The 22,292-nt window shown below is 67.9% G+C and carries 14 protein-coding genes; 8 read left to right on the forward strand and 6 right to left on the reverse strand.

Features of this window, described 5'->3' with window-relative positions:
• Positions 1-3 precede the first annotated feature (3 nt).
• Genes J4O76_RS13040 through J4O76_RS13050 form a run of 3 tightly spaced genes read right to left on the reverse strand, consistent with a single transcriptional unit; the run spans position 4 to position 2,244 of the window.
• Positions 4-270, reverse strand: a complete 267-nt coding sequence (locus tag J4O76_RS13040) for a hypothetical protein (RefSeq protein WP_426282273.1) — start codon at positions 268-270, stop codon at positions 4-6.
• Positions 267-1,442 (reverse strand): glycosyltransferase, encoded by a 1,176-nt coding sequence (locus tag J4O76_RS13045; RefSeq protein ID WP_426282275.1) that lies wholly within the window; start codon positions 1,440-1,442, stop codon positions 267-269. The genes J4O76_RS13040 and J4O76_RS13045 overlap by 4 nt, the downstream gene beginning before the upstream one ends.
• Entirely contained in the window at positions 1,429-2,244 is an 816-nt protein-coding gene (locus tag J4O76_RS13050) for a DUF2334 domain-containing protein (protein WP_426282276.1), read from the reverse strand. The genes J4O76_RS13045 and J4O76_RS13050 overlap by 14 nt, the downstream gene beginning before the upstream one ends.
• A gap of 227 nt (positions 2,245-2,471) precedes the next feature.
• On the opposite strand from J4O76_RS13050, the gene J4O76_RS13055 reads away from it, so the two are divergent.
• The 5 genes from J4O76_RS13055 to J4O76_RS13075 all read left to right on the forward strand — a co-directional run bounded on the left by J4O76_RS13055 (position 2,472) and on the right by J4O76_RS13075 (position 7,453).
• Entirely contained in the window at positions 2,472-3,395 is a 924-nt protein-coding gene (locus J4O76_RS13055; RefSeq protein ID WP_426282277.1) for a hypothetical protein, read from the forward strand.
• Entirely contained in the window at positions 3,392-3,898 is a 507-nt protein-coding gene (locus tag J4O76_RS13060; protein WP_426282278.1) for a DUF2141 domain-containing protein, read from the forward strand. The genes J4O76_RS13055 and J4O76_RS13060 overlap by 4 nt, the downstream gene beginning before the upstream one ends.
• Positions 3,899-3,980: 82 nt before the next feature.
• The gene (locus tag J4O76_RS13065; RefSeq protein WP_426282279.1) at positions 3,981-5,009 is read left to right on the forward strand and encodes an endonuclease/exonuclease/phosphatase family protein; all 1,029 of its coding nucleotides are present in this window, start codon (positions 3,981-3,983) and stop codon (positions 5,007-5,009) included.
• Between the two features lie 80 nt (positions 5,010-5,089).
• Entirely contained in the window at positions 5,090-7,072 is a 1,983-nt protein-coding gene (locus J4O76_RS13070) for a beta-N-acetylhexosaminidase family protein (protein WP_426282280.1), read from the forward strand.
• Positions 7,073-7,129: 57 nt separating this feature from the next.
• Positions 7,130-7,453, forward strand: a complete 324-nt coding sequence (locus tag J4O76_RS13075; RefSeq protein WP_426282281.1) for a GCN5-related N-acetyltransferase — start codon at positions 7,130-7,132, stop codon at positions 7,451-7,453.
• Here J4O76_RS13075 and pbpC read toward each other — a convergent pair.
• The gene (gene pbpC / locus J4O76_RS13080) at positions 7,440-9,545 is read right to left on the reverse strand and encodes a penicillin-binding protein 1C (RefSeq protein WP_426282283.1); all 2,106 of its coding nucleotides are present in this window, start codon (positions 9,543-9,545) and stop codon (positions 7,440-7,442) included. The two genes, J4O76_RS13075 and pbpC, sit on opposite strands and share 14 nt — an antisense overlap.
• The gene (locus J4O76_RS13085) at positions 9,542-15,298 is read right to left on the reverse strand and encodes an alpha-2-macroglobulin family protein (RefSeq protein WP_426282284.1); all 5,757 of its coding nucleotides are present in this window, start codon (positions 15,296-15,298) and stop codon (positions 9,542-9,544) included. The genes pbpC and J4O76_RS13085 overlap by 4 nt, the downstream gene beginning before the upstream one ends.
• Positions 15,299-15,461: 163 nt before the next feature.
• Here J4O76_RS13085 and J4O76_RS13090 point away from each other — a divergent pair, with 163 nt between their 5' ends.
• The gene (locus tag J4O76_RS13090) at positions 15,462-17,237 is read left to right on the forward strand and encodes a putative bifunctional diguanylate cyclase/phosphodiesterase (protein WP_426282285.1); all 1,776 of its coding nucleotides are present in this window, start codon (positions 15,462-15,464) and stop codon (positions 17,235-17,237) included.
• A 26-nt stretch (positions 17,238-17,263) separates the two neighbouring features.
• Here the strand turns inward: J4O76_RS13090 and J4O76_RS13095 are convergent, their stop codons facing one another.
• Positions 17,264-18,259 carry an alpha/beta fold hydrolase gene (locus J4O76_RS13095; RefSeq protein ID WP_426282286.1) on the reverse strand — a complete coding sequence of 332 codons (996 nt, stop codon included), beginning with the start codon at positions 18,257-18,259 and terminating at the stop codon, positions 17,264-17,266.
• Positions 18,260-18,351: 92 nt separating this feature from the next.
• Here J4O76_RS13095 and J4O76_RS13100 point away from each other — a divergent pair, with 92 nt between their 5' ends.
• Both J4O76_RS13100 and J4O76_RS13105 read left to right on the forward strand, forming a co-directional pair.
• Entirely contained in the window at positions 18,352-19,317 is a 966-nt protein-coding gene (locus tag J4O76_RS13100) for a LysR family transcriptional regulator (protein WP_426282287.1), read from the forward strand.
• 155 nt (positions 19,318-19,472) lie between these two features.
• Positions 19,473-22,283, forward strand: coding sequence for a DUF3857 domain-containing protein (locus J4O76_RS13105; protein WP_426282289.1), 2,811 nt, complete (start codon positions 19,473-19,475; stop codon positions 22,281-22,283).
• Positions 22,284-22,292: the final 9 nt, after the last annotated feature.

The raw sequence follows: 22,292 nt of genomic DNA on the forward strand, positions 1-22,292 counted from the left end.
AGGTCAGCGCGCTGAGTGGTTCGGTACAATCCCGACGCGGTCGCACAGGCGGATCGCCGCGGCAGCAAAGGCCAGGATCGCGTAGGCCGGAATGGCAAGGTAGAACAGCGGACAGCTCCAGGCGGAGCGCGGATGGACGAAGGCGTCGATCAGGCGTCCGTCGCCCCGAAAATCGCAGAGCGGCACCGCCGCTTCGGGCGGCTCGGCTCCCCAGACCGGATCGTGATCCGAGACGTGTATCGGTTGCAGGGCGAAATGGGTCGCGGTCATCGACATGATCCTTCTCTCCTCACCAGATCCTCGTTCGCGTACAGCGCGAGCAGCGCGTCGAAATGATCGTCCATCGTGCGGACCGGGGCTGCCGCGCGTGGCGTACGACTGTTGCGGGCGACCGAAAGGATCGCCTCGGACGCCGCCAGCGCGTCGCTGGATCCGTACAAGACGCCACCGGATTTGCGCGCGAGGTCGGCGGCGCCGCCGCGGTCGGGCGCGATCAGCGGCAGGCCCGACGCGATCGCCTCTGCGGCGACGAAGCAGAAGGTTTCCGCCTCGCATCCGTGGATCAAGGCATCCGCGCTCGCCATCATCCGCGCTAGCGCCGCACGATCGGTGGTCGGTTCGAGCAGGCGGACGTGCGGATTGCCGTTGATCGCCTCGATCACGGGACGCTGGCGTGATCCGCCACCGACGATGACGAGGCCTACCGGCGCCTGTGCCCCCGCCATGGTCGCCGCCTGCGCAATCATCGGCCAGCGCTTTTCGGGTGCGTGGCGACCGACGCCGATCAACAGCATTGCGTCTTCGGGGAGCCCGCATAGCGCCAGCATCTCGCGACGCACGGTCATGTCGCGAAGCGCCGGCGAAAATTGGCCGGGCTCGACGCCCATCGGGTCGGTCAGCACTTTTCGAAGCCCGCCCTCCCGCAACCGCTCGCTCAGGCTGTCGCTTGCGCTGACGATCATGTCGAAGCGTTGGTCAAGGCGGCGTAAGTGGCGCCAATACCAGTCGAACGCGCGGTCGATCGTCTGCGTCGTGGCGACTCCGCCAAACCAGCGATAGGCATAAGCCGCCAGCGGATCGGCATGCGCGATCAACGCGAGCCGCGCCCGGGCGCCGCGTTCGCTTCTCCAGTCCGCGACCATCGACGCGCTGCGCCAGGGCGACGAGACTTCGACGAGGTCCGGATTTTCTTCGTCGAGCACGCGGTGCAGCGCCGATCGATCGGAGAAAAAGCGGTACGATCGGTCCAGGGGAAACCGCAGCGAGCGTACCCAGCGGATCCGCGCGTTCGGGCCGCGACGTTCCTCGCCGTCGCGTTCGCCCGGCGCAATGACCACCATCTCGTGGCCACGCTCGGCAAAGGCGACGAGCTTGCGATCGACATAGGTCCGGACCCCGCCTCCGCTGGGCGTGTAAAAGGCGCAGACATCAACGATCTTCATGACGGCCCTCCCCTTCCGACATAGATGCGCCCGGTAACAGATCGGCGTAGCGGGCAACCGTACGGCGGCCCGCCAGACACCGAATGGTCCGATCGATACTGGTCATCAGCGACTCCTTCGTGACGTCGCCCGGATGCACGGCCACCCGCAACGTCGGCAGCCAGTCCGGGAGCGTGCGCGCGGCGGCGGCGACCGCGAGCGAACTGGCGGTGCGCGCGGGGGATCGGCTTGCCCAGGTGACGACCGGACCGCGCGCGACGACCGCGTCGTTCGCCGGGCGCCAGACCCGGAAATGGTCCTCCGCGAGCGCGAAATCGCACGCCTTCAGCGCCGATTTCGCGCCCGGACCGTATAGCCACGCCGGCGCGATGAAGCCCGCGACGGGCCCGCCGATGGCCTGTTCGACCATGTCGCGTCCGGCACGCATCCGGTATTCGGCCTCGTCCGCGCTGAGCCCGAGGAACTCGCCCTCGCCCGCGGTCATGTAGCGCGCCTTCATCGTCGCGGCCGTGCTGCTGTGTGCGCTGGTGTCGCGGTGGAACCAGCCGTGGAGGAACATCTCGACGCCGGCATCGGCCCATTCGCGCAACCGGCGCGCGAACGCCGGCGTCCGGTCGAGCGGCGCCGCCCCCCAGTGATCGGGGACGACCAGCATCGCGAACCTCGGGCCGCCCACGATACCGCCGATCATCTCAGCCAGCCGCTCGATGGGCTCGGCAAACGCCGGCGAGACATCGTGGATCGACACGATGAGGCGCCGGTCTGGTGACGGCGGGCGCACGGCCTTTGGCAGGGCGTTCACGACAGAAGGTCGAGCAGCTTGGTCACACACATGCCCCGGAGACGGCACCGCGCGGTTCGAACCGCAGTCCGCCAAGATTATTTTTTGTGGCGAATTTTTCGGGCTGCGGATGCTGCGATGCGGTGACGTCCAGAACCCATGACACATCCCGGCTTCCCCGCCATCGCGGCATCGCTGCGTCATGGAAATCAGATTGCCGTCCCGGTCGCCGTACGGCGCAGGGCGGCATGAGCAACGCCCTCAACCAGGCGACCCTGCCCGCCCCCAAGCTTCCGCTCAAGACGATCGAAGTCCGGAAGGGGATCGTCGCACGCGGCCTGACGCCTTTGTTGTCCGCGGCGATCCTGATCGCGGCATTGTGGCAGCTGCGGTATCTCGATGTCCGCGGCGTGATCGCGATGGTGCCGCGCTCGCCGCTGTTCTGGCTGCTTTTCGCGGCCGGCTATCTCGCGCTGCCGGCGAGCGAGTGGGTGATCTATCGCCGCCTGTGGAACCTGCCGCCGCGCGGATTCCTGGCGCTGTTGCGCAAGCGAATCAGCAACGAGATCATCGCGGGCTATTCCGGCGAGCTGTACTTCTACGCATGGGCGCGGCGGCATGCGTCGCTGGTCGGCACCCCGTTCGGCGCGATCAAGGACGTGTCGATCCTGTCCGCGGTCGTCGCCAATGTCTGCACACTCGCGCTCGCCGCGGTCAGCTGGCAGTCGCTGGTCGCGCTGAACCTCGGCACCGATGCCAAGGTGATGATCGTATCGGCCGCGAGCATCGCGTTGCCGTCGGTCGTCGCGCTCGTGATGCGCAAGCGGCTCTTCACGTTGCCGCGCGATGAGCTGGGTCGGATCGCGGTCATCCACCTGCTGCGGATCGTCGCGACCACGGTCTTCGCCGCTGCGCTGTGGGCGGTCGCGTTGCCTGCGGCACCGCTCGCCTGGTGGCTGGTGCTGGCGACGTTGCGCCTGCTCGTCTCCCGCCTGCCGCTGTTGCCGAACAAGGACATCGTCTTCGCCGGCCTCGTCGCGTTCACCGTCGGGCAGGCCTCCAACGTCGCCGCGATGCTGACGATGATCGCGGCACTCTGGCTGGTCACGCACCTCCTGCTTGGCGCGGCGCTGACCGCGGTCGAACTTCTCAATCCGGAGCATAACCCATGATCGTCGCGCTCTTGGCCCTCGCCGCAACGCCGATCGCCTCGACCCCTGCGCTGGGGACCGCGGCGGCGCAGTGCCGACCGCACGAGCCGGGCCCGGCGATCGTCGTGACCATCGAAAGGCTCAAGGACCGCGCGGGTAACCTTCGCGCCGAGGTCTATCCCGCGGTCGAGGGTGAGTTCCTGGCCGACGACAATGTGCTGGTGGCGCAAGGCAAGACGTTTCGCCGCGCGGTGATCCCGGTTCCGGCATCAGGTCCGGCACGGCTGTGCCTGCGCGTTCCGGGCGAGGGTGCGTATGCGCTCAGCGTCGTCCATGCCCGCAGCGGCGGTCACGGGTTCAGCCTGCTCCACGACGGCATCGGCTTTGCCGGCAACCCGCGGCTCGGCCATTCCAAACCGAGCGCAGAGGCGGCGCGGGTCGTCGCGCATGCCGGGATCACGCCGACGACGGTGGTGATGAACTATCGAAGCGGGCTGTTCTCGTTCGCACCGCTGAAGCGCTGACATCGTCATAAATATGCCTGGGCACGTGCGGTTCCGGCCGGACCGTGGCGTCTCCCCCGCACATACAGAAATTGGATCGCCAATGGTTTCGCGTCGTCTCGGTCGGTTTGCCGCTCCCCTCGCATTGCTCGCAGCAGCCGCATCGCGCGCAACCGCGAGCGGGGGGGAGCCGACGGTATCGGTCATGACCTACAATGTGCACGGCCTACCCTGGCCGATCGCGGAGGATCGGACGGCATCGCTGTCGGCGATCGCCGCACAGCTCAAGGCGATGCGCGCCGCCGGGCACCAGCCGAGGATCGTCGCGTTGCAGGAGGCGTTCGTCCCCGATGCGAAGGCGATCGGTGCCGCCGCCGGCTATCGCTACATCGCGTTCGGTGCTTCCGCCGACGCCGCCGCGACCGCCGAGACGCCGACCGACCGCAGCTTCGTATCCGCCGGCAGCATGTTCCGCGGCGAACAGGTCGGCAAGCATGTCGACAGCGGGCTCGCGATCTTCTCCGACTATCCGATCCTCGCGGTGCGGCGGATCAGCTATCCGGTCTGCGCAGGCTATGACTGCCTCGCCAACAAGGGCGCGATGGCGGCGATGATCGCGGTTCCCGGATTGGCGGGGCCCGTCACGGTGATAGACACGCATTTGAATTCGAACGGCGCCACCGGCGTATCCGAGCCCCGCGCGCTCTATGCGTACAAGCGCCAGATCGACCTGTTGAGCGCGTTCATCGGCTCGATGGAACGGCCGCACGAGACGCTGCTCGTAGCGGGCGACTTCAACGTCGGGCAGGACATCGCGCGCCGCGCGTATTTCGCGCAGCACATGTTCGGCGGGGCAATGCCGCTGACGGGCGGCGAGCAGCGGTGCCGGTCGACCCCGACATGCCTGGTGACGCAAGCCGCCGACGTCGCGACCTCGACCGGGCGCGCCAAGGACTGGTTGATGTACCGGGCGTCGGATGCGCTGTCGGTGAAGCCGGTCGCCTTGAGCGCGCCGTTCGGCCTTGCTGGCGACAAAACCATGCTGTCCGACCATATCGGCGTGATGGTCAGCTACAGGCTCGACGGGGTCGCCGTCCGGCCAAAGATGGCGGCGATGCTCGCTAGCCGCTGAGGGTTTCCGTACGGGTTGCGGTCGTCCCGCGGCTACCGTATCCCCGGGTTCATAATACCATTATGATACCGGAGACGAGCATGACGCAACAGATTGGCAAGTTCGGCCTCGTGCCCACGCTGATGGTTGCCGCGAGCCTGGCGAGTCTCGCGTCGGGATCAGCTTCGGCTGGTCCGGTAACTATGCCCGCGCTGTTCCCGACGCCGACCTCGATCGAGCTCGGGTCGGGGACGATCGCGCCCGGGCGTTCGGTATCGCTGATCGCAGCGCCCGGCGTCGATCCCGAGACGGTCGCGCTCGTCCGCAGCATCCTGACGGCATCGGGCGTGGAGACGATCACCACCGCCCAGCGCCTGCCCTCTGTCATCGACGGGACGTATGTCGTGCTCGGCACCGCCGCCGCGCCGATCGTCCGCGATGCGCTCGCCCGTAGCCGCGCGGTGGCCGACGATCATGCCGAGGGTTACACGATCGCGAGCCTGGCCTCGGCGTCGGGCGGGGTCGTCACGCTGGCCGGACACGATGCGGACGGCCTGTTCCATGCCGCACAGACTTTTCACCAGCTTGCCCGGCGGTCGGCGATCCCGGCCATGGTGATCCAGGATCATCCGGCGATGCCGATCCGCGGCACGATCGAGGGCTTCTACGGGGCGCCGTGGTCGATGGCGGATCGCACCAAGCATCTCGACTTCCTCGCCACGGTCAAGGCGAACACCTATGTCTATAGTCCGAAGGACGATCCGTATGCGCGTGATCGCTGGCGCGAGGCCTATCCCGCCGCGACGTTGAAGGCGCTGGGGACGCTCGCGACGGCCGCGCGGCGGAACCATGTCGATTTCGTCTACGCGGTCTCACCCGGGCCGTCGGTATGCTTCTCCGACCCTGCGGACGTGCAGGCGCTGGAACGCAAGTTCGACGCGATGCGATCGATCGGCGTCGGCAGCTTCTACGTTGCGCTCGACGACATCGAATATACCAAGTGGAACTGCGATAGGGACAAGACGGCGTTCGGTCCGTCGGGCGCGGAGGCGGCGGGCATCGCGCAGTCGCAATTGCTCAATGCGGTGCAGGCCAACCTCGCGGCCAAGGACCCGTCGGCGCGGGCGCTAATCATGGTGCCGACGGAGTACTACGATGCCAAGGAAACGCCGTACAAGGCGGCGCTCCGGAAACATCTCGACCCGCGGATCGTCGTGCAGTGGACCGGTACCGACGTCGTGCCGCCGGCGATCTCGATCCCCGACGCCAAGGCGGCGACCAAGGCGTTCGGTCGCAAGACGCTGTTATGGGACAATTATCCGGTCAACGATTATGCGCAAACTACCGGCCGACTGTTAATGGCGCCCTATACGCGGCGCGAGGCGGGGCTGTCGGGTGAGCTTACCGGCATCCTGTCGAACCCGATGAACCAAGAGGCCCCCAGCCGCCCGGCAGTGACCGGCGTCGCCGCGTTCGGCTGGAACGACAAGGCGTATGATGCGCAACGGACGTGGCATTTCTCCGCGCGGGAACTGGCGGGCGGCGACGAACACGCCACCGCTGCGCTGCTGACGTTCTTCGATACGCAGCACATGGCGCCGACCTTCGGCAGCCAGCCCTGGCAGGAGCAGGCACCGCGATTGAAGGCGGCGCTGGACCGCGTGCGGGAGGCACTGGCCGGCGGCGACGCGGCGGCGCGGCGTGAGGCGATCGCGGACCTGACCGCGCGTGCCGACGAGATCACGAATGCGCCCGACATCATCCGATCGGGCACGGTCGATCCGGGTTTCGCGGCGCAGTCGCGGCCGTGGCTGGACGCGATGCAGCGCTGGGGGCGTGCGCTCCAGTTGACGGCGGCAGGCCTCGAAGCGGCCGATCACGGCAGCAGCGCCGCGGGACGCTATTTCGCGGATGCCAAGCGGCTGGCCGCCGAAGCCGCGGCGATCCAGAGCATTCCTGGCGCAACGCGGTTCGACGGGCCGATCAAGATCGCCGACGGCGTGCTCGACAGGTTCGTTGCCGATGCGCCGACGCTGATCGCGTTCGACCGCGCTGGCGACGCTTCCCCCGCTGTCCCGCGGTGACCGACTGATCCGGTAGCGGACGGTGCGACCTTCCCGGGTTTCGATCGTTGCCACCGGATGGAGTACGAAGATCGTCCTGCCGCCGAAACCCGGTGGCTGAAACTCACCCACAAGAGCTTGCCGGCGGTGGCGCGCGCGCGCCGCTGGCCGGTCGAGGCGGATCATTGCTTCCAGCGCATCTTCCTCGACACTGCGTGCGACGGGGTGTGGTATGACCGCATACCAGGCCGCCCCGCCTACGCGCATGCCGATCGCGCGCTGCTGGACCGGGCCATCGCACTGGCCGAGGCGGCGCTTGCCGGAGAGGTGGACCTTGCCGTTCTGAACCGCCGTTCGCTGACCTGGCGGAGAAAACGATCGGTCCCGCTCAGCGGATCGTGACGATGACCTGGTCGGTGGCGCGACCGGCTGCATCGACGAGCCGCAATCGGTGCCGGCCGGGCGGGGCGAAGAACAGCAGTTGCTGGGCGGCGGGGCCGAGGTCGCGGTTGTCGAGGAAGACGTGATGCGCGCGGACGTCGCCGGTGGTCTCGATCGCAAGGCGCTGGCGGTCGGCGGGGATGTCGGGATCGATCGCGTAGACGCTGCCCGAGGCGGGGTTCACGATCCGCGCGCGCCGGGCGGTGGCGGGCGCGGCGGCGATCAGCGACTGGCCGGTGCCGCGAAGGAAATATTCGGCGCGGGGTTGCTCGATCGCGTCGGCAAACGCGATGCGGCGGCGCTCGACGCCGGCGGGCATCGGCGGTCCTTGATCATCGTCGCGTCCGAGCGCCAGCATCACGTCGCGCCAGACCGGGGCCGCGCCGCTGGTACCCGAGACCGCGCGCATAGGATCGCCCTCGACGTTCCCGACCCAGACCGCGACCGTATAGCGGCGTGAGAAGCCTACGCACCAATTGTCGCGCATGCCTTTCGAAGTGCCCGTCTTCACCGCGGTCCAGAACGGTAGGCGCAGTGCCGAATCAAGGCCGAAGGTAGCGGCGCGGGCGTTGGGGTCCGCCATCATGTCGGCGACGATCCAGGCTGCGGCGGGAGTCGTGATCGGACGAGCGGCAACGTGGGGAGCATCGGCGGTGAGCCGCAGCGGCGACCAGCGGCCGCCACTCGCCAGCGACCGGTACGCGTCGGCCTGTTCGAGCAGCGTCACCTCCGCAGATCCGAGCGCGAGGCTGAACCCGTAATAATCGCCGTCCTCAACGAGCCCACGATAGCCCGTATCCCAGAGCCGATCGCGGAACGGCTCGACCCCGACCAGCAGCAGCGCCCGCACCGCGGGCACGTTGAGCGACCCCGCCAGCGCGCTGCGCACCGACACGCGCCCCTTGAACCCGCGATCGTAATTCTGCGGCACGTAGAGCCCCGACGCGGTATCGAGCTGCACCGGCGAATCGTCGAGCACCGACGCTGGGGTCAGGTATCCGCGCTCGATCGCCTGCGCGTAAAGGAACGGTTTCAGCGTCGACCCGGCCTGGCGATAGGCGTTGGCGGCATCGACCGCGGGGGCGGTCGATGCGCCGCCGATCCCGCCGACATAGGCGAGGACGTCACCGCTCGCATTGTCGATCACCACCGCGGAACCGTCGCGCGCGCGCGATCCGCCGAGCCCGAGCAGCTGGCGACGCAGTGCGGCGGCGACCGTGCGCTGGAGCGCGGCGTCGAGCGTGGTCGTAATCCGCAGGCCGGGCTTGGTCAGCAGGCGATCGGCGAGATGCGGCGCAAGGCCTGGATCGAGTGCCAGCGTCCGCACCGGCCCGAGCATCGACGCGGCCTCGCTGGCGAACCGGCTGCAATCGCCTGCGCCACCCAGGCGACACGCCCGCGCGGCGATGCGAGGGGCGGGCGCCTGGGGATCGGGGAGCAGCGCGGTCAGCAGCAGCGCGTCGTCGCGTGCCATCGCCGCGGGGGTCTTGCCGAACAGCGACAGCGCCGCCGCGCCGATCCCCTGCGCCTCGCCGCGGAACGGCGCCAGGTTCAGATACGCCTCGAGGATCTGGTCCTTGCTCCAGGTTATCTCCAGCGATCGGGCCGCGCGCATCTGGCGGAGCTTGTCGCGCCAACCGCGTGCGCCGGGCATCGCCAGCGTCGGCGACAGGAACGCCGCGACCTGCATCGACAGCGTACTCGCCCCCCTGCCCCGCTCGCCCTTCGCGCGCGCGCCAACCGAGCCGAGGATCGCCAGCCAGTCGACGCCGCCGTGGCTGCGGAAGCGGGCGTCCTCCGCCGCGACGACGGTGGCGGGCACGACCGGCGCGATCTGGTCGAGCGGTACCCACGCGAGCCGTCGCGCGGCGAAATTGACGCGCGCGCTGTCGATCAGCACGCCGTGGCGATCGTACAGCCACGCCTCCGACGGCTTCCACGCAGCGCGGACCTGCGCATAGCCCGGCAGCGGCGGCGGGAACGTCGCCCAGTCGAACCCCACCGCGGCGAGGATCAGCACCAGCAATCCGACAAGCGCCGCGCGCTGCTTCATCGATCCGCGACGACCATCGTCTGGTTCGGCACCGCGGCGCGAATTGCGGGCGAATACATCGCCTCGACCCGGCTAGGCGGCATCTGGAACCGGCCGGCACCGTTGAGCCGCAGCGTGTACGTCACGGTAGTGGTCCCCTTGGGCAGCCAGGCGAAATAGGCGCGCCACGTATCGCGGCCGCGTTCGACATAGCTCGGACCGCCACCCTCCCCATCTGCCGCGCCGCCCTGCTGGAGCAGTTGCGACTGGCCGCCGAGATCGCCGATCACCGTGGCGCCGGCGGGCACCGGATCGCTGATCGCGACCCAGTTGCGCTCCGCGGTCGCCTCGACCGACAACGTCACGCGGAGCACATCGCCCGTCGTCAGCCGCCCGGCGGTACGCGCCTGCACGACGTCGACTTTCCGCGTCAGGCGATAGCCCGCGAACAGCGGCTGCCGCAGCGGCACCGCCGCGGAGATCGACACGGTCGCCCACGGCCCCGCCCCGCCGCCTTGCGCCAAGCGAAGCGGTCCGGCGGCGGCGAGCGGGAACGACACCGTCCGCGCGGGTTCCGCCAGCGGCCAGCCGCGCGCAACGCTACGCCCCGCATAGGACAGCATCGTCGTCCCCGTGACCGCCTGCGCCGGATAGACCTGCGCGAACCGCCGCGCGGCGATCGCACCCCAGGCGTTGGCGGTGGTCGTATCCCAATGCCCACGCGACTGGCGCAGCGCTGTCCCGACCATCAGCCGCGGCGCATCGTCCTGCCAACCCGGCCGCCCGAGCACCGCCGCGGTCGCCTTGTTCGCCGCCTCGTCCGCCGACGACATCAGCCACCAGGACGCGTTGGCCGAGTCCGACAAGTCGAGCCGGGTGCCCTCGAACACGAGGCGCGTGCGCAGCACCGCCTCGGCCTGCGCCTTGGCTTCGGTCGACGCACCGGGGATCGCGGTCAGCGCGGTGATGTAGTCGGCGAGGCTCGCGGTCGGCATCTCGGCAGGCGTCATGCCGATCTGGCCGAGCATCGCCGGGGTGGCCTCGCCCTGCCGCGCCAAGGCCGCCAGTGCCGCGACCTTGGTCAGGCGGACGTCGCCGTAATCCTCATGCCGCAAGCGCCCGTCGAGCACCGCCTTCATCGCCTCGATCATCCGCGCGCGCTGCACCGGCGGCAGCGACAGGTTCGCCGCGCCCGTCATCGACAGCACATAAGCGGTCAGCGCCTCCGACCCCTGCAAGCTGTCGCCGGGGAAGTAGCGCAGCAGGCCGTCGGGCGCCTGATAGGTCGGGATTTCGCCCGCCAGCGTCGCCCAGCCCGTCATGTCGTCAAGCACGACGATCCGCGACAGCCGCTGTTCGAAACAGTTGAACGGATAGCGGCTCATGTACGCGCGGACCCCGGCGAGCGACGGCGCCAGCGTATCGGCAAGGTGGATGTCGACGCTGCCGCGACCCGGCAGCGCCCCCATCGGCGGCGCGATCGGAATCAGCGTATTCTCACCGACCTGCGCGAGCGTCGCCGCCCAGATCTCGGTCGGCACCGCCGGGATGACGTCCTGCGTCACCGTGACCTGATCGGTCGCACGGCCGTCGTTGCTCTTCGCCCGCACCGTCCAGCGCAGCGTATCGACCCCCGCAGGCGCGGTGAGGTTCCACGCCACCGGTGCCGCGCCACCCGCGGGGATGGTGACGGTCAGCGGCTTGCCCTGCGCGATCCGCGGGAAGACATCGACGTTCGCGGTGACGGTCATCGCGCGGTCCGATCCGTTGCGCAGCGTGAACCGCGCGCCGTAGAAATCGCCCGAGCGGACCAGCGGCGGCATCCCGGCATAGAGCGACAGATCCTGCGCGGTACGGATGTCGGTGCTGCCGGTACCGAACGCCTGCGCGCCATCGGTGGCGATCGCGACCAGCTTGAAAGACGACAGCGCATCCGACAGCGGCACGGACACGCGCGCACGCCCTTGCGCATTGAGCGGGACATGCCCCTTCCACAGCAGCACCGGCTGGAAATTCTCGCGGTTGAGCCCCGACAGGTCGCCGCCGCCACCGCCGCCGCCCGCTTCGAGCGCCTTGCGTCCATAATGCCGCTTGCCGACGACCTGCATCTGCGCGGTCGCGGTCAGAACGAACAGCGGGCGATCGCCCATCATCGCGTCGAGGATGTTCCAGCTGTCGTTCGGCGCGAGTTGCAGCAGCGCCTGATCGACCGCGGCGAACGCGACATCGGCCTCGCGCGCGGCGCTGCCATCAGGCTTCCGCACCTGGATCGCGACGTTGGCCGTGCCCCGCGGCGCGTAACGCTCGCGGTCCGCCTTGACGGCGACGGCGAGCGTATGGCCTTCCCAGCCGACCTTCACCTTGGCGATGCCGAGGCGGTAGGCGGGCTTGGCGAGATCGACCAGCGCGGTCGGCTCGGCTGCGTCCTCGGGCGTGTCCGACAGCCCCAGCGTCCGCGCGATCCGGTGGATCCAACTCCAGAACCCGCTCTCGACGCGGCCGCGCACGACCAGCACCGAGACATAGACGTCTGGCGCATAGGCGGCATCCATCGGCACCTCGATCACCGGGTCCTTGCCCGACAATTCTGTCACGAAGCTCGACAACACGCCCTCGCGCTCGACGCTGACCAAAGCGGTCGCCGAGCGGAACGGCATCCGCACCTGGAACCGCGCGGTCTCGCCCGACGCATAGGTGAGCTTCTCGGGGACGACGTCCATCCGGTCGCCATTGTCGCCGCCGAACCACCAGTCGTCGTTCCCCGCGAGCCACACCGACTTCACCGCGCGGGCGACGTTGCCTTCGGCATCGGTGGTGGTGACGACCGCATAGATCTCGCCCGACACGCCCGGATCCGCCTTGCACTGCGCGAGCCCCTGCGCATCTGTGGTCGCGCTGCACGACGCCGACAGCTTGGTCGTCCGCATCCGGTTGTCATAGGCATAGAACCCGCCGATCAGCCGCCGCCGCGCGGTCAGGATCTGGCGGCTGTAGAGCGCGACGGACAGCTTCTGCCCCTTGATCGGCTTGCCGTCGGTATCCAGCGCGACGAAGAGCAGGCGCAGATCGTCCGCGCGCATCATCCAGCCATCGGTGGCGACGCCGAGCTGCACGCCCGAGGCGTAGATCGGGATCGATTTCGACGCGGTCAGCGTCTCGCCATTGGCATCGCGGTAATCCATCTCGACCTGCATATCGGTCGTGCCGGGGAGGGTCTGCGGCATGTCGACCGTCATCCGCCGCGTGCCGTCGCTGCCGAGCGTCGCGGGCAGCATCTGCGTCGGCGGCAGCGGCGTCTTCGCATCCTCGCCCTCGCCGTCGAGCGGCTTGACGCCCTCGCTGATCGGTTCGCCGCCGAAGCTGAACTTGTCGTAGCCGACAGGCGTCGCACTATGCGCGAACCAGCCGATGCGGACGTCGACCGGCAAGCCCGGCGCGCCGCCGCCCGAGAGGTAGCCTGCGAACAGATCGAGCTGTGCGGTGCGTGGTTTGATCAGTGCGGTCTTCGGCCCGGTCACGCTCGCGCGCATCGTCGGAAGGCGGTATTCGTCGACCTTGAACGACTGCGCGGACTCGGTTGTCGTGTCGCCGACGACGAATACGAGGTCGTAATCCCCCATCGGTGCGCCCTTGGGGGCGGTCCAGACCGTCTCGCCGGTACCGTTGGCGCCGATCGTCACGGGCATCTCGAACTGCGTGTCCGAGCCGCGATGCGACAGCCGCAGCGTGCCCGTGAAGCCCGGCGCCAACGAGAAACCGCGCGCGTCGGGGCGGCGCAGGATGTGCTTCATGTGGATCGTCTCGCCCTGGCGGACCAGGGCGCGATCGAACACGGTGTGGATGATGTCGGTCGCGGCCGAATAGCCATAGGACAGGTCGAAATCGAACGGCCGGATGCCTTCGCCCCAGTCGGTCAGCGTGAAGCTGAAATCGTCGCCGCTGCGCGCCGAGATCATCAGCGGATGCGGCGAACCCTTGCCCTTGCAACTGCCATAGGTCTCGGGTTCGGGAAGCCCGCGCGCGACCATCAGCCCGCCGCTCTTGTCGGTCGCCCCGCGCGCGAGCGGCTTGCCCGTGCAGCTGTCGCTGACCTGCACCACCGCGTTCGCCACCGGCTTGCCGGTCGACAGCCGCGTGACCCAGGCGAGCGAGCCATCGCGCCCCCATTCAAAATGCACGGCGAGATCGGTGACCAGCGCGGCGCTCGCGACGTAGCGCGGCACGTCGCGACCGAGCAACGCACGCCCCAGCGTCGGGCTGGCGAGTTCGACGACGTAGAAACCGGGCTTGCCGAGCGGCAGTCCAACGACCTCGAAATCCTTGCCCTTGCCCGGCAGGTCGAGCTTGAACGGATCGCCTGCGCCCCCGCTAGCCCCGCCACCCCCGCTCCCGAACAACAGCGGCTTCTCGCCGGTATGGTTGATCTGGAGCGGCTCGGCCCCCTTGCGCTCGATCGTCTGGTAGTCGGTCTTGCCCGCCTCCTCGACGCGCCGCAGCCACGCAGCGATCTCGCCATCGGTGCCGCCCACGCGCAGCCGCTGGCCGCCGATCCCCGCGGTCTGGCCTTGCAGCGAAGGCTCGACGTTGCGCACGGTGACGGGCAGCACGCCGCCCTGTTTCGCCTCGAGGATGCCGAAATCGGCCGCGAACTTCACCAGCGGCGGGGCTTCGTCGAACTTCACCTCCAGCGGGAAGCGTTCGCGGTTGGCGAGTATCCGGCCGCTTTCATCCTTGAGGTCGGCGGGGATCGCCACCGTCCCGCGCGTCGCGACCGGCAAGGGCGCGGCGAACGTGACCTGCTCGATCGTCGCGCGGGTCTTCTCTTCGTCGCTGAACACGGGCGCAATCGACTTGCCGTCGGCGAGCGTCAGCCGGACCTGCGTCGCCGCGCTCATCGGCACGGGCGCGGAGAACCGCAGATATGCCTTCTCGACCGGACTGCATCCCGCCGCGGTGTTGACGCGCGAGCATTCGAACCGCGCGGTGAAGGGCTTGCGGACGGTGAAGTCGAACCGCTGGTCGGCACCGGCGAGCTTGCCCCCGGCGCTGGCGATGTTCGCGCCCCAGACCAGCGCCATGTCGCGGCCCGGTGGCAGAGGGCGACGGCATTTCAGCGCGGTAATGCCGGCCAGCGCGCGCTGGCGCGATGCGGTATCGGCGGGGACCGTCTTGGGCAGCCCGGCGCTTTCGAGGAAATTGGTGACCGCGTAGTTGTTGCCCATCCCAGCAAGCAGCTTGCCGGGCAGATCGGGCGCGAGCACGTCGACCGCGATCTTCTCGCCGATCCCGTCGACCGCGCAATAGGCGTTGGCGGCGATCGATTCACGGGTCGCGAGCATGTTCGCGGCGACCAGGAACACCTGGTCCTCCTCGATATCGCCCTCGCCGGGCAGCACCGCGCGCGCGATGGGACCGCCGGCATCGACGGTGAAGCTCTCCGCATCGACGCCGTAGCCCGCCGCGCTCTTGAGCCCTTCGCGCGTCGCGAGCGTACAGCGCGTTCCGCCGGGCAGGCCTTGCGCGAAGTCCCAGACATAGGTCTGCTGATCGACCCAGCGCCCTTCGCCCGACACCGCGCAGTCGACCTTCAGCGGCGAGGTGGCGCGCGGATCGCCGAGCGGGACGATCGCGTCGCTGAACCGCACGGTAAAGCGCGTGATCGCGCCGTCCGAGATGTTGGGCGTGGCAAGCGTGACGTGCGGCGTATCGCCCCCGAACGCGGCAACCGGCGCGACGACGATCGCTAGCGCCGCCCACAGTCTCGCTAATCGCATGCCCGCTCTCCCCGCCAACAGAATAGGGGCCGGGCGGCGCTAGTCCAGAATTAACAGGGCCCCGCCCGAGTAGCGCTAGATAAACCTAGGTTTCATTTATCTAGTCTGACATGGATTAAACCATTAAGGTTTTGATTATAGAGGGGAACGTGAAAGGAATCGTGTGCGCGACCATCACGAAGAGGCTCGGCTGGACGCCCTGTACCAGCTGAAGTTGCTCGATACCCCAGCCAGCGAGGGATTCGATCGGATAACCCGGATGGCCAGCCAGATCTTCGGATTGCCAGTGGCTGCGGTGTCGTTGACGGATCGCGACCGGCAATGGTTCAAGTCGCGCGTCGGCGTCGAGCATCGCAGCATCCCGCGCGACAAGGCCCCATGCGCGCAGGTCGCCGAGTCGACCCAGCCGCTCGTCATCGAGGATTTCCAAGCCGACGCGTGTTACGCCGACAGCGTGCTTGGCCGTGCCGGAACGCGCTTCTATGCGGGCGCACCTTTGGTCACCAGCGATGGCTATGGCCTCGGCTCACTCTGCGTATTGGGGACCGAACCGCGCAAGGCGACCGAGGCCGAGCTTGCCGCGCTGGTCGATCTGGCGGCGATGGTGATGGCGCAGATCGAGCTGCAGCACGCCTTCGGACGGATCGATCCGGTCACCGGCATGCCGACCCGGAACCAGTTCCGCGACGACCTGATGGATCTGGAGCGGGACCATCCGGGCGAGCACCGGTTCGCGGTGGTGGTCGACATGGCGCGCGAAGATCAGATCAGCCGGATCGTGCGCGCGTTGGGTGTTGCCCGCGGCGACGATTTCATTCGGGAGGCGTCGCAGGCGCTGCGCGTGGCGCTGGGACCCGGTCGGGTTGCGTATCAGGTTGGCAGTGCGCAGTTCGCGTTCATATCGCCGCCGGGTGTCGAGGAACTGGCCTATGTTTCGCTGCTCCGGTCGAGCTTCGAGACGATGCATGCCACGTCGTCGGTACGCTTCGTCACGAACGTCGCGATCGGCGTCCGGTCGTTCGTGATCGGCAGCGTTTCGGCCGACGACGTGCTGAGGGGGGCGGCCAGCGCTGCACAGGACGCACGCAACGCCGATGGCGCGATCGCGCTGCATTCGCCCGCCAACGACATCGCCCACCGCCGGCAATACGGCCTGTTGCAGGATTTCGGCGCCGCACTCGAAGCCGGCGACCAGTTGCGACTGGTGTACCAGCCACGGATCGAGCTCGCCACGGGACGGTGCCTGGGCGCGGAAGCGTTGCTGCGCTGGCGGCATCCTCGACTGGGCGAGGTATCGCCCGCCGAGTTCATCCCGATCATCGAAGAGACCTCGCTGGCGCGCGCGACGACGCAGTGGGTGATCGATGCGGCGATGGATCAGATGGCGGCCTGGAATTGTGCTGGGATCGCGCCGGTCCTGTCGGTCAACATCTCCGCCGCCAATCTCGGCGAGGCGGATCTGATCGACCGGATCCAACTTGCCTTGTTCAAGCGCGATCTGCGGCCCGAGCGGCTGGAGATCGAGCTGACCGAAAGCGCCATCATGGATCAGCCCGACCAAGCGCTGGCGATGCTGCGCGAACTGGCGAAAGCGGGCATTTGCCTTGCGATCGACGATTTCGGGACGGGACACAGCAGCCTCGCCTATCTTCAGCGCCTGCCCGCCCGGATCGTCAAGATCGACCAGGCGTTCATGCGCAACCTCACCGAAGCCGCCGGACCCGATTTCGTCCTCGTCGAGACGATGATCGGGCTGGCCCACAAGCTCGGCTACCGCGTGGTGGCCGAGGGGATCGAGACCGCAGAGGCAGCCGCTATCCTGACGCAGCTCGGTTGCGAGGAGGCGCAGGGCTTCTGGTTCGCCCGCCCGATGGAAGCGACGCCGTTCGCCACCTGGCTTGCGGCGCGCGAAACGGCGACCGAGCCCGAACGCGGCTGACTTTGCAGCCACGCGTCGGGATCGTCTCAGGTCCTCCGTGCGAGGAAGTCGCGCATCAACGCCGCGATCTCGGCATGGTGCGTTTCCAGCGCGAAGTGGCCGGTGTCGAGAAGGTGGACCTCCGCGTCCGGGACGTCGCGGCGATACGCCGTGGCGCCGGCTGGCAGGAACGCCGGGTCATGCCGGCCCCAGACTGCCAGCAAGGCCGGACGATGTTTGCGCAGATACGCCTGGAAGGCGGGATAGAGTGCGACGTTGGTCCGGTAGTCGAGGATCAGGTCGAGCTGGATCTCGTCCGCACCCGGTCGCGCCATATAGGCGATGTCGAGCTCGTAGCCGTCGGGTGATAGTCGGAGCGGATCGGCACCGGTGCCGTATTGCCAGTTCCGGATCGTGTCGGGCTCGAGAGAAGACCGGCAGGCTTCGCGGTTGCTTGCGCTCGGATCGCGCCAATACGCCTCCCACGGTCCCCATTGGTCGCTGAAGCCCTCGACGTACGCGTTGCCGTTCTGCGAAACGATCGCTGAGACGCGTTCGGGATGGCGCATCGCGAGACGCAGACCGACAGGCGCGCCATAATCGAAGATGTAGAGCGCGTACCGCGTCAGGCCGAGTGCCTCGCCGAAACCGCCGACCACGGTCGCCAAGGCATCGAACGTATAGGCGAATGTCCCGCGCGGCGGCGCCTTGGTCTGGCCGAACCCGGGCAGGTCCGGCGCGATGACCCGAAACCGGTCGGCCAGTTGCGGGATCAGGTCGCGGAACATGTGGCTCGCCGTCGGGAACCCGTGGAGAAGCAGGATGACCGGCGCGTCGACCGGCCCTGCCTCTCGGTAGAACAGGTCGACGTCGCCGACTTTCTGCCTGCGATACCGGACGGATGCCGCTGCCGCATTCTTCGGTGATGTGGCGACACGCGCAGCGTCCGCGACGGTCGTGCGCGCCGCCGCCAGGACTGCAGGACCCGTGGCCAAGGCAGACATGACACCTCGGCGGGTCGGCGTAGTCAGGTTCGTTCTCATGGCGTTGTCCTTCGTTGAATACTCCAGATAATCGTTTCAACACGGATCATAATGCTTGCATGCCGGTAGGGTCAGTTGCAGGATCCGCAACGATGGACCGGCTAGATGCGATGAAATTGTTCGTGGCCTCGGTAGATGAGGGATCGCTAGCCGCCGCCGGGCGTCGGCATGGTCGGTCTGCTGCCAGCGTGACGCGCGCCATCGCGTTGCTGGAGGGCATTGCCGGCGAAGCGCTATTGCTCCGGTCGACGCGTCGGCTGCACCTGACGTCGGCGGGGGAACGGCACGTGGCAGTATGGCGCGACGTGCTGCTGCGGCTCGGCGACATCGCGCCCTCCCCGTCTGAAGGTCCGATGCGTGGCAGTTTCGTCCTGACCGCCCCGGAACTCTTCGGACGGCTGAAGGTGATGCCGGTGCTCGAAACGTTCCTGCGCCGCGAGCCGTCGACCAGTGCGCGCGTGTTGCTGGTCAACCGCCTCGTCGATCTGATCGGCGAAGGCGTGGACATGGCGGTTCGGCTCGCACCGCTGCCCGACTCGACGATGACTGCGACCAAGCTTGGCGACGTTCGCACGCTCGTCTGCGCCTCGCCCGACTATATCGCGCGGTGCGGCATACCGGCGACGCCGCAGGATCTGGGCCGGTTCGATTGCATCGGCTTGAACGTCGAAGGCGATGGCGAACTCTGGTCGTTCGGATCGGAAGCCGAGAGCGCCCGCGTCCGCTCGATCCGGGTTCGGACCCGCCTGAGCCTGAACAATGCGGGCGCGGGTATCGATGCGGCGGTTCGCGGCCTCGGGCTGGTGCGCACCCGGGGATATCAGGTGGCGGAAGACCTAGCGACAGGCCGCCTCGTCACTGTCCTGACAGCATTCGAGCCACCACCGCAGCCGGCGCACCTCGTGTTTCATCCGGACCGGGGAAGCCGGGGTGTCGTTCGCGCGTTCATCGACCATGCCGTGCCGGCACTGCGGGACGAGTTTCGGCGGATCACGGCGATGCTGGACGCGATCGGTGAACCGACGCCGCCCAAGAGCGATCACTTGCCCGCGGAATAGAGAGCTGGCGGATCGATCCCGTCTCCCGAGATGCGGCAAGAGTCGACTTACAGTGATGGCGATTTGCGCGTGTCGATCATCGATCTTCGATTTCTCTGGGCTTGCGGACGAATTTGCCGATATCGTTATCGCGGGGACTATCGGGGGGCCGAATTGTGCGAAGTATAGTGGTTGCGGCGGTGTCGCTGGGGTGCATGGCGACGTCTGCGGCGCAGGCCAGCGACCTTCCCTTGTATCAGCCCGCGCCCAGCTGGATCATTCCGGCCGTGCTGCCTGACGCGGCGAAGACAGGCGGAGATACGCCGGCGCTGGTGATCTTCGATACGCAACAACGCATCGAGGACGGGCGGCTGTGGTCCTACATAGATGTCGCGTCGCACATCACGTCGCCGGAGATGCTGGCGCAGGCGACGTCGCTCGCCTTGCCCTGGGCGCCGGACAAGGGCGACATCATCGTTCACGAACTGGCGATCTGGCGCGGGAGCCAGCGTATCGACTTGCTGGCGAACGGTCAGAAGTTCACGGTCCTGCGACGCGAACAGGCGCTAGAACAGCGCGAATTGACGGGTATCCTGACGGCGACGCTGGCGGTCGAAGGTCTTCAGGTCGGCGACATCCTGCGGCTGCGGGCGTCGACGACATCGAAAGACGCCGCGTTGGGTGGCCGCGTGCAGAACGTCGTTCCGATGATCGCCCTGCCCGCGCGGGTTGCCTTTGCCCGCGCACGCATATCGTGGCCGACCGCGACGCCACCGCGCTGGAAGCTGGAGGCCGACGGCGTCAAGGCCGTGCCGATCCGCGACGGGCAATACACCGTGCTCGACCTGGCCCTGCCCGCACCAAAGCCGGTCGAGATGCCGCAAGATGCGCCAAGTCGGTTCCGGCATCCGCCGATGATCGAATTCGCCACATTCGCCGACTGGGCGGACGTCTCGAAGACCTTCGCACCACTTTATGGCGCGGAAGCCAACGCCATCGCGCCCGGCTCCCCGTTGCGGACCGAGGTCGACGCGATCATGAAGGCGGATGCGACGCCGATCGGCAGGGCCGAACGCGCGCTGGAACTCGTCCAGGACAAAATCCGCTATCTTGCCGTCGGGATGGACGGCGGGAACTATGTTCCGCAGAAACCTGCCCGGACGTGGGAGGTTCGCTACGGCGACTGCAAGGCGAAGACCGTGCTGTTGCTGTCGATGCTGCGGGCGATGGGGATCGATGCCGAGCCAGTCCTCGCCGCCGTCGGATCGGGGGACTTCGTGACCGAGAGGCTGCCGAGCGCGGCGGCTTTCAACCATGTCTTCGTGAAGGCGACGATCGACGGGCAGACCCTGTGGCTCGATGGGACGGGCGCCGGTTCGAGGCTTGCGGATATCCACGACACGCCCGACGTCGGCTATGTCCTGCCGATTCGCGCCGACGGTGCCGCGCTGCTCAGGATCGCTACGCACGCGAATGCGCGTCCGGTGATCGACCTGATCGTCGAGGCGGACGAAACCGCCAGCGTCGACCTGCCCAGCGCGTTCGAGGCGACGGCGATCGTCCACGGGCGACCGGCGGCGATGCTGACGATGGCCAAGACTCAATTGGGCGAGAAGGAGCAGCGCCAGGCCGTCGGGCAGTTCCTGCAGGGCTTCCTAGGCGAGGGACAGTTCGTCGATACGTCGATCACGTCCGATCCGATCACCGGTGCGGTCACGTTGAAGGCACGCGGCGCGACGAGCACGATCTGGACGACCGACGACCGTCGCCGCAAGCGCGCGGTCGACAGGCTGATCGATCAGGTCAATTTCGATCCCGACCGCAGCAAGGCCACCTGGGCAGCCGTCCCCGTTCTGGTCAACCAGCCCGACGGCATGCGCTATCGCTTGCGGTTGCGCCTTCCCGACGGTGGCCGCGCCTTCGCGCTGGAGGGAGAACCCGATCTCAAGGCGAACATCGCCGGGTATGACATCGTTCGCAGCGCAAGCCTGGCGAACGGTATGTTCACGCTCGACGAGCGGATCGACACGGTCGGCGGCGAGATCGCGGTTGCCCGCATTCCGGCGGAGCGCGATGCCCTGACGACCGCGAAGGCCCGCGCGCCACGTATCGTCGCCTCGGCCGACACGCGGCGTCGCTGGGACATCAACGCCAGCGACCCGCCCGGTGCCACGCAACTCAAGGCGATCGAGGCGATCTTTGCGAAGTCGATCGCCGACGATCCCGACGAAGCCAGCGGCTATACCAGCCGTGCGTCGCTCAGAAGCGGCGTGGGGGATCGTCGCGGTGCCGTCGCCGACCTGACGCACGCGATCGCGATCACCCCGACGATCGATCTCTATCTCCAACGCTCGACGGAGTCGCACGAGCTGGGCGACATGGCAGCGGCGCTCAAGGACGCGGAAGCAGCGCGTGCCCTGGATCCTTCGTCGCAACAGGCGATCGGCCAGCTCAGCGACCTGAAGGCCGAAGGCGGCGATATGCCCGGCGCGCTGGCGCTGCTCGATCAGCGCATCGCGCTGGGCGGCAGCATGCGCAACGCGTTTCGCGAAGCCAAGGCCGGCCTGCTCGGAGAATATGGCGACGTCACCGCAGCACTCCTGTTGTTCGACAGCCTGATCGCAGACAAGCCGGGTTCGCCATCGCTGATGAACGCACGATGCTGGGCCAAGGGAACGCGCATGGTCATGATCGACAGCGCGTTGAAAGACTGTACCGGGGCGATCGAGTTGAGCACCGACACGAGTGGTCCGCTCGATAGCCGGGCAATGGTCTGGTATCGGCTCGGAAAGTACGAGCAGGCGCTGGCCGATCTCGACGCAGTGCTGGCGTCGACGCCCAATCAGGCGGAAAGCCATTTCATGCGCGGAATCGTGTTGGCGAAATCGGACCGGCGACCTGAAGCGACGAAGGAATTCGCGATTGCACGGCGGCTTCTACCGAGCGTCGACAGGCGGTATGCGCGCTACAGCATCAAGGCGGACTGACCATTGGTA

The sequence above is a fragment of the Sphingomonas sp. NFX23 genome (genome assembly GCF_049887795.1).
In the GTDB taxonomy this organism is placed as follows: Bacteria; Pseudomonadota; Alphaproteobacteria; order Sphingomonadales; family Sphingomonadaceae; genus Sphingomonas.

Excerpts from the sequence above, each read along its gene's own strand:
- J4O76_RS13040 (WP_426282273.1), bottom strand. The coding sequence starts at position 270 with ATGACCGCGACCCATTTCGCCCTGCAACCGATACACGTCTCGGATCAC.
- J4O76_RS13045 (WP_426282275.1), bottom strand. The coding sequence starts at position 1,442 with ATGAAGATCGTTGATGTCTGCGCCTTTTACACGCCCAGCGGAGGCGGG.
- J4O76_RS13055 (WP_426282277.1), top strand. The coding sequence starts at position 2,472 with ATGAGCAACGCCCTCAACCAGGCGACCCTGCCCGCCCCCAAGCTTCCG.
- J4O76_RS13060 (WP_426282278.1), top strand. The coding sequence starts at position 3,392 with ATGATCGTCGCGCTCTTGGCCCTCGCCGCAACGCCGATCGCCTCGACC.
- J4O76_RS13065 (WP_426282279.1), top strand. The coding sequence starts at position 3,981 with ATGGTTTCGCGTCGTCTCGGTCGGTTTGCCGCTCCCCTCGCATTGCTC.
- J4O76_RS13070 (WP_426282280.1), top strand. The coding sequence starts at position 5,090 with ATGACGCAACAGATTGGCAAGTTCGGCCTCGTGCCCACGCTGATGGTT.
- J4O76_RS13075 (WP_426282281.1), top strand. The coding sequence starts at position 7,130 with ATGGAGTACGAAGATCGTCCTGCCGCCGAAACCCGGTGGCTGAAACTC.
- pbpC (WP_426282283.1), bottom strand. The coding sequence starts at position 9,545 with ATGAAGCAGCGCGCGGCGCTTGTCGGATTGCTGGTGCTGATCCTCGCC.
- J4O76_RS13085 (WP_426282284.1), bottom strand. The coding sequence starts at position 15,298 with ATGCGATTAGCGAGACTGTGGGCGGCGCTAGCGATCGTCGTCGCGCCG.
- J4O76_RS13095 (WP_426282286.1), bottom strand. The coding sequence starts at position 18,259 with ATGAGAACGAACCTGACTACGCCGACCCGCCGAGGTGTCATGTCTGCC.
- J4O76_RS13100 (WP_426282287.1), top strand. The coding sequence starts at position 18,352 with ATGGACCGGCTAGATGCGATGAAATTGTTCGTGGCCTCGGTAGATGAG.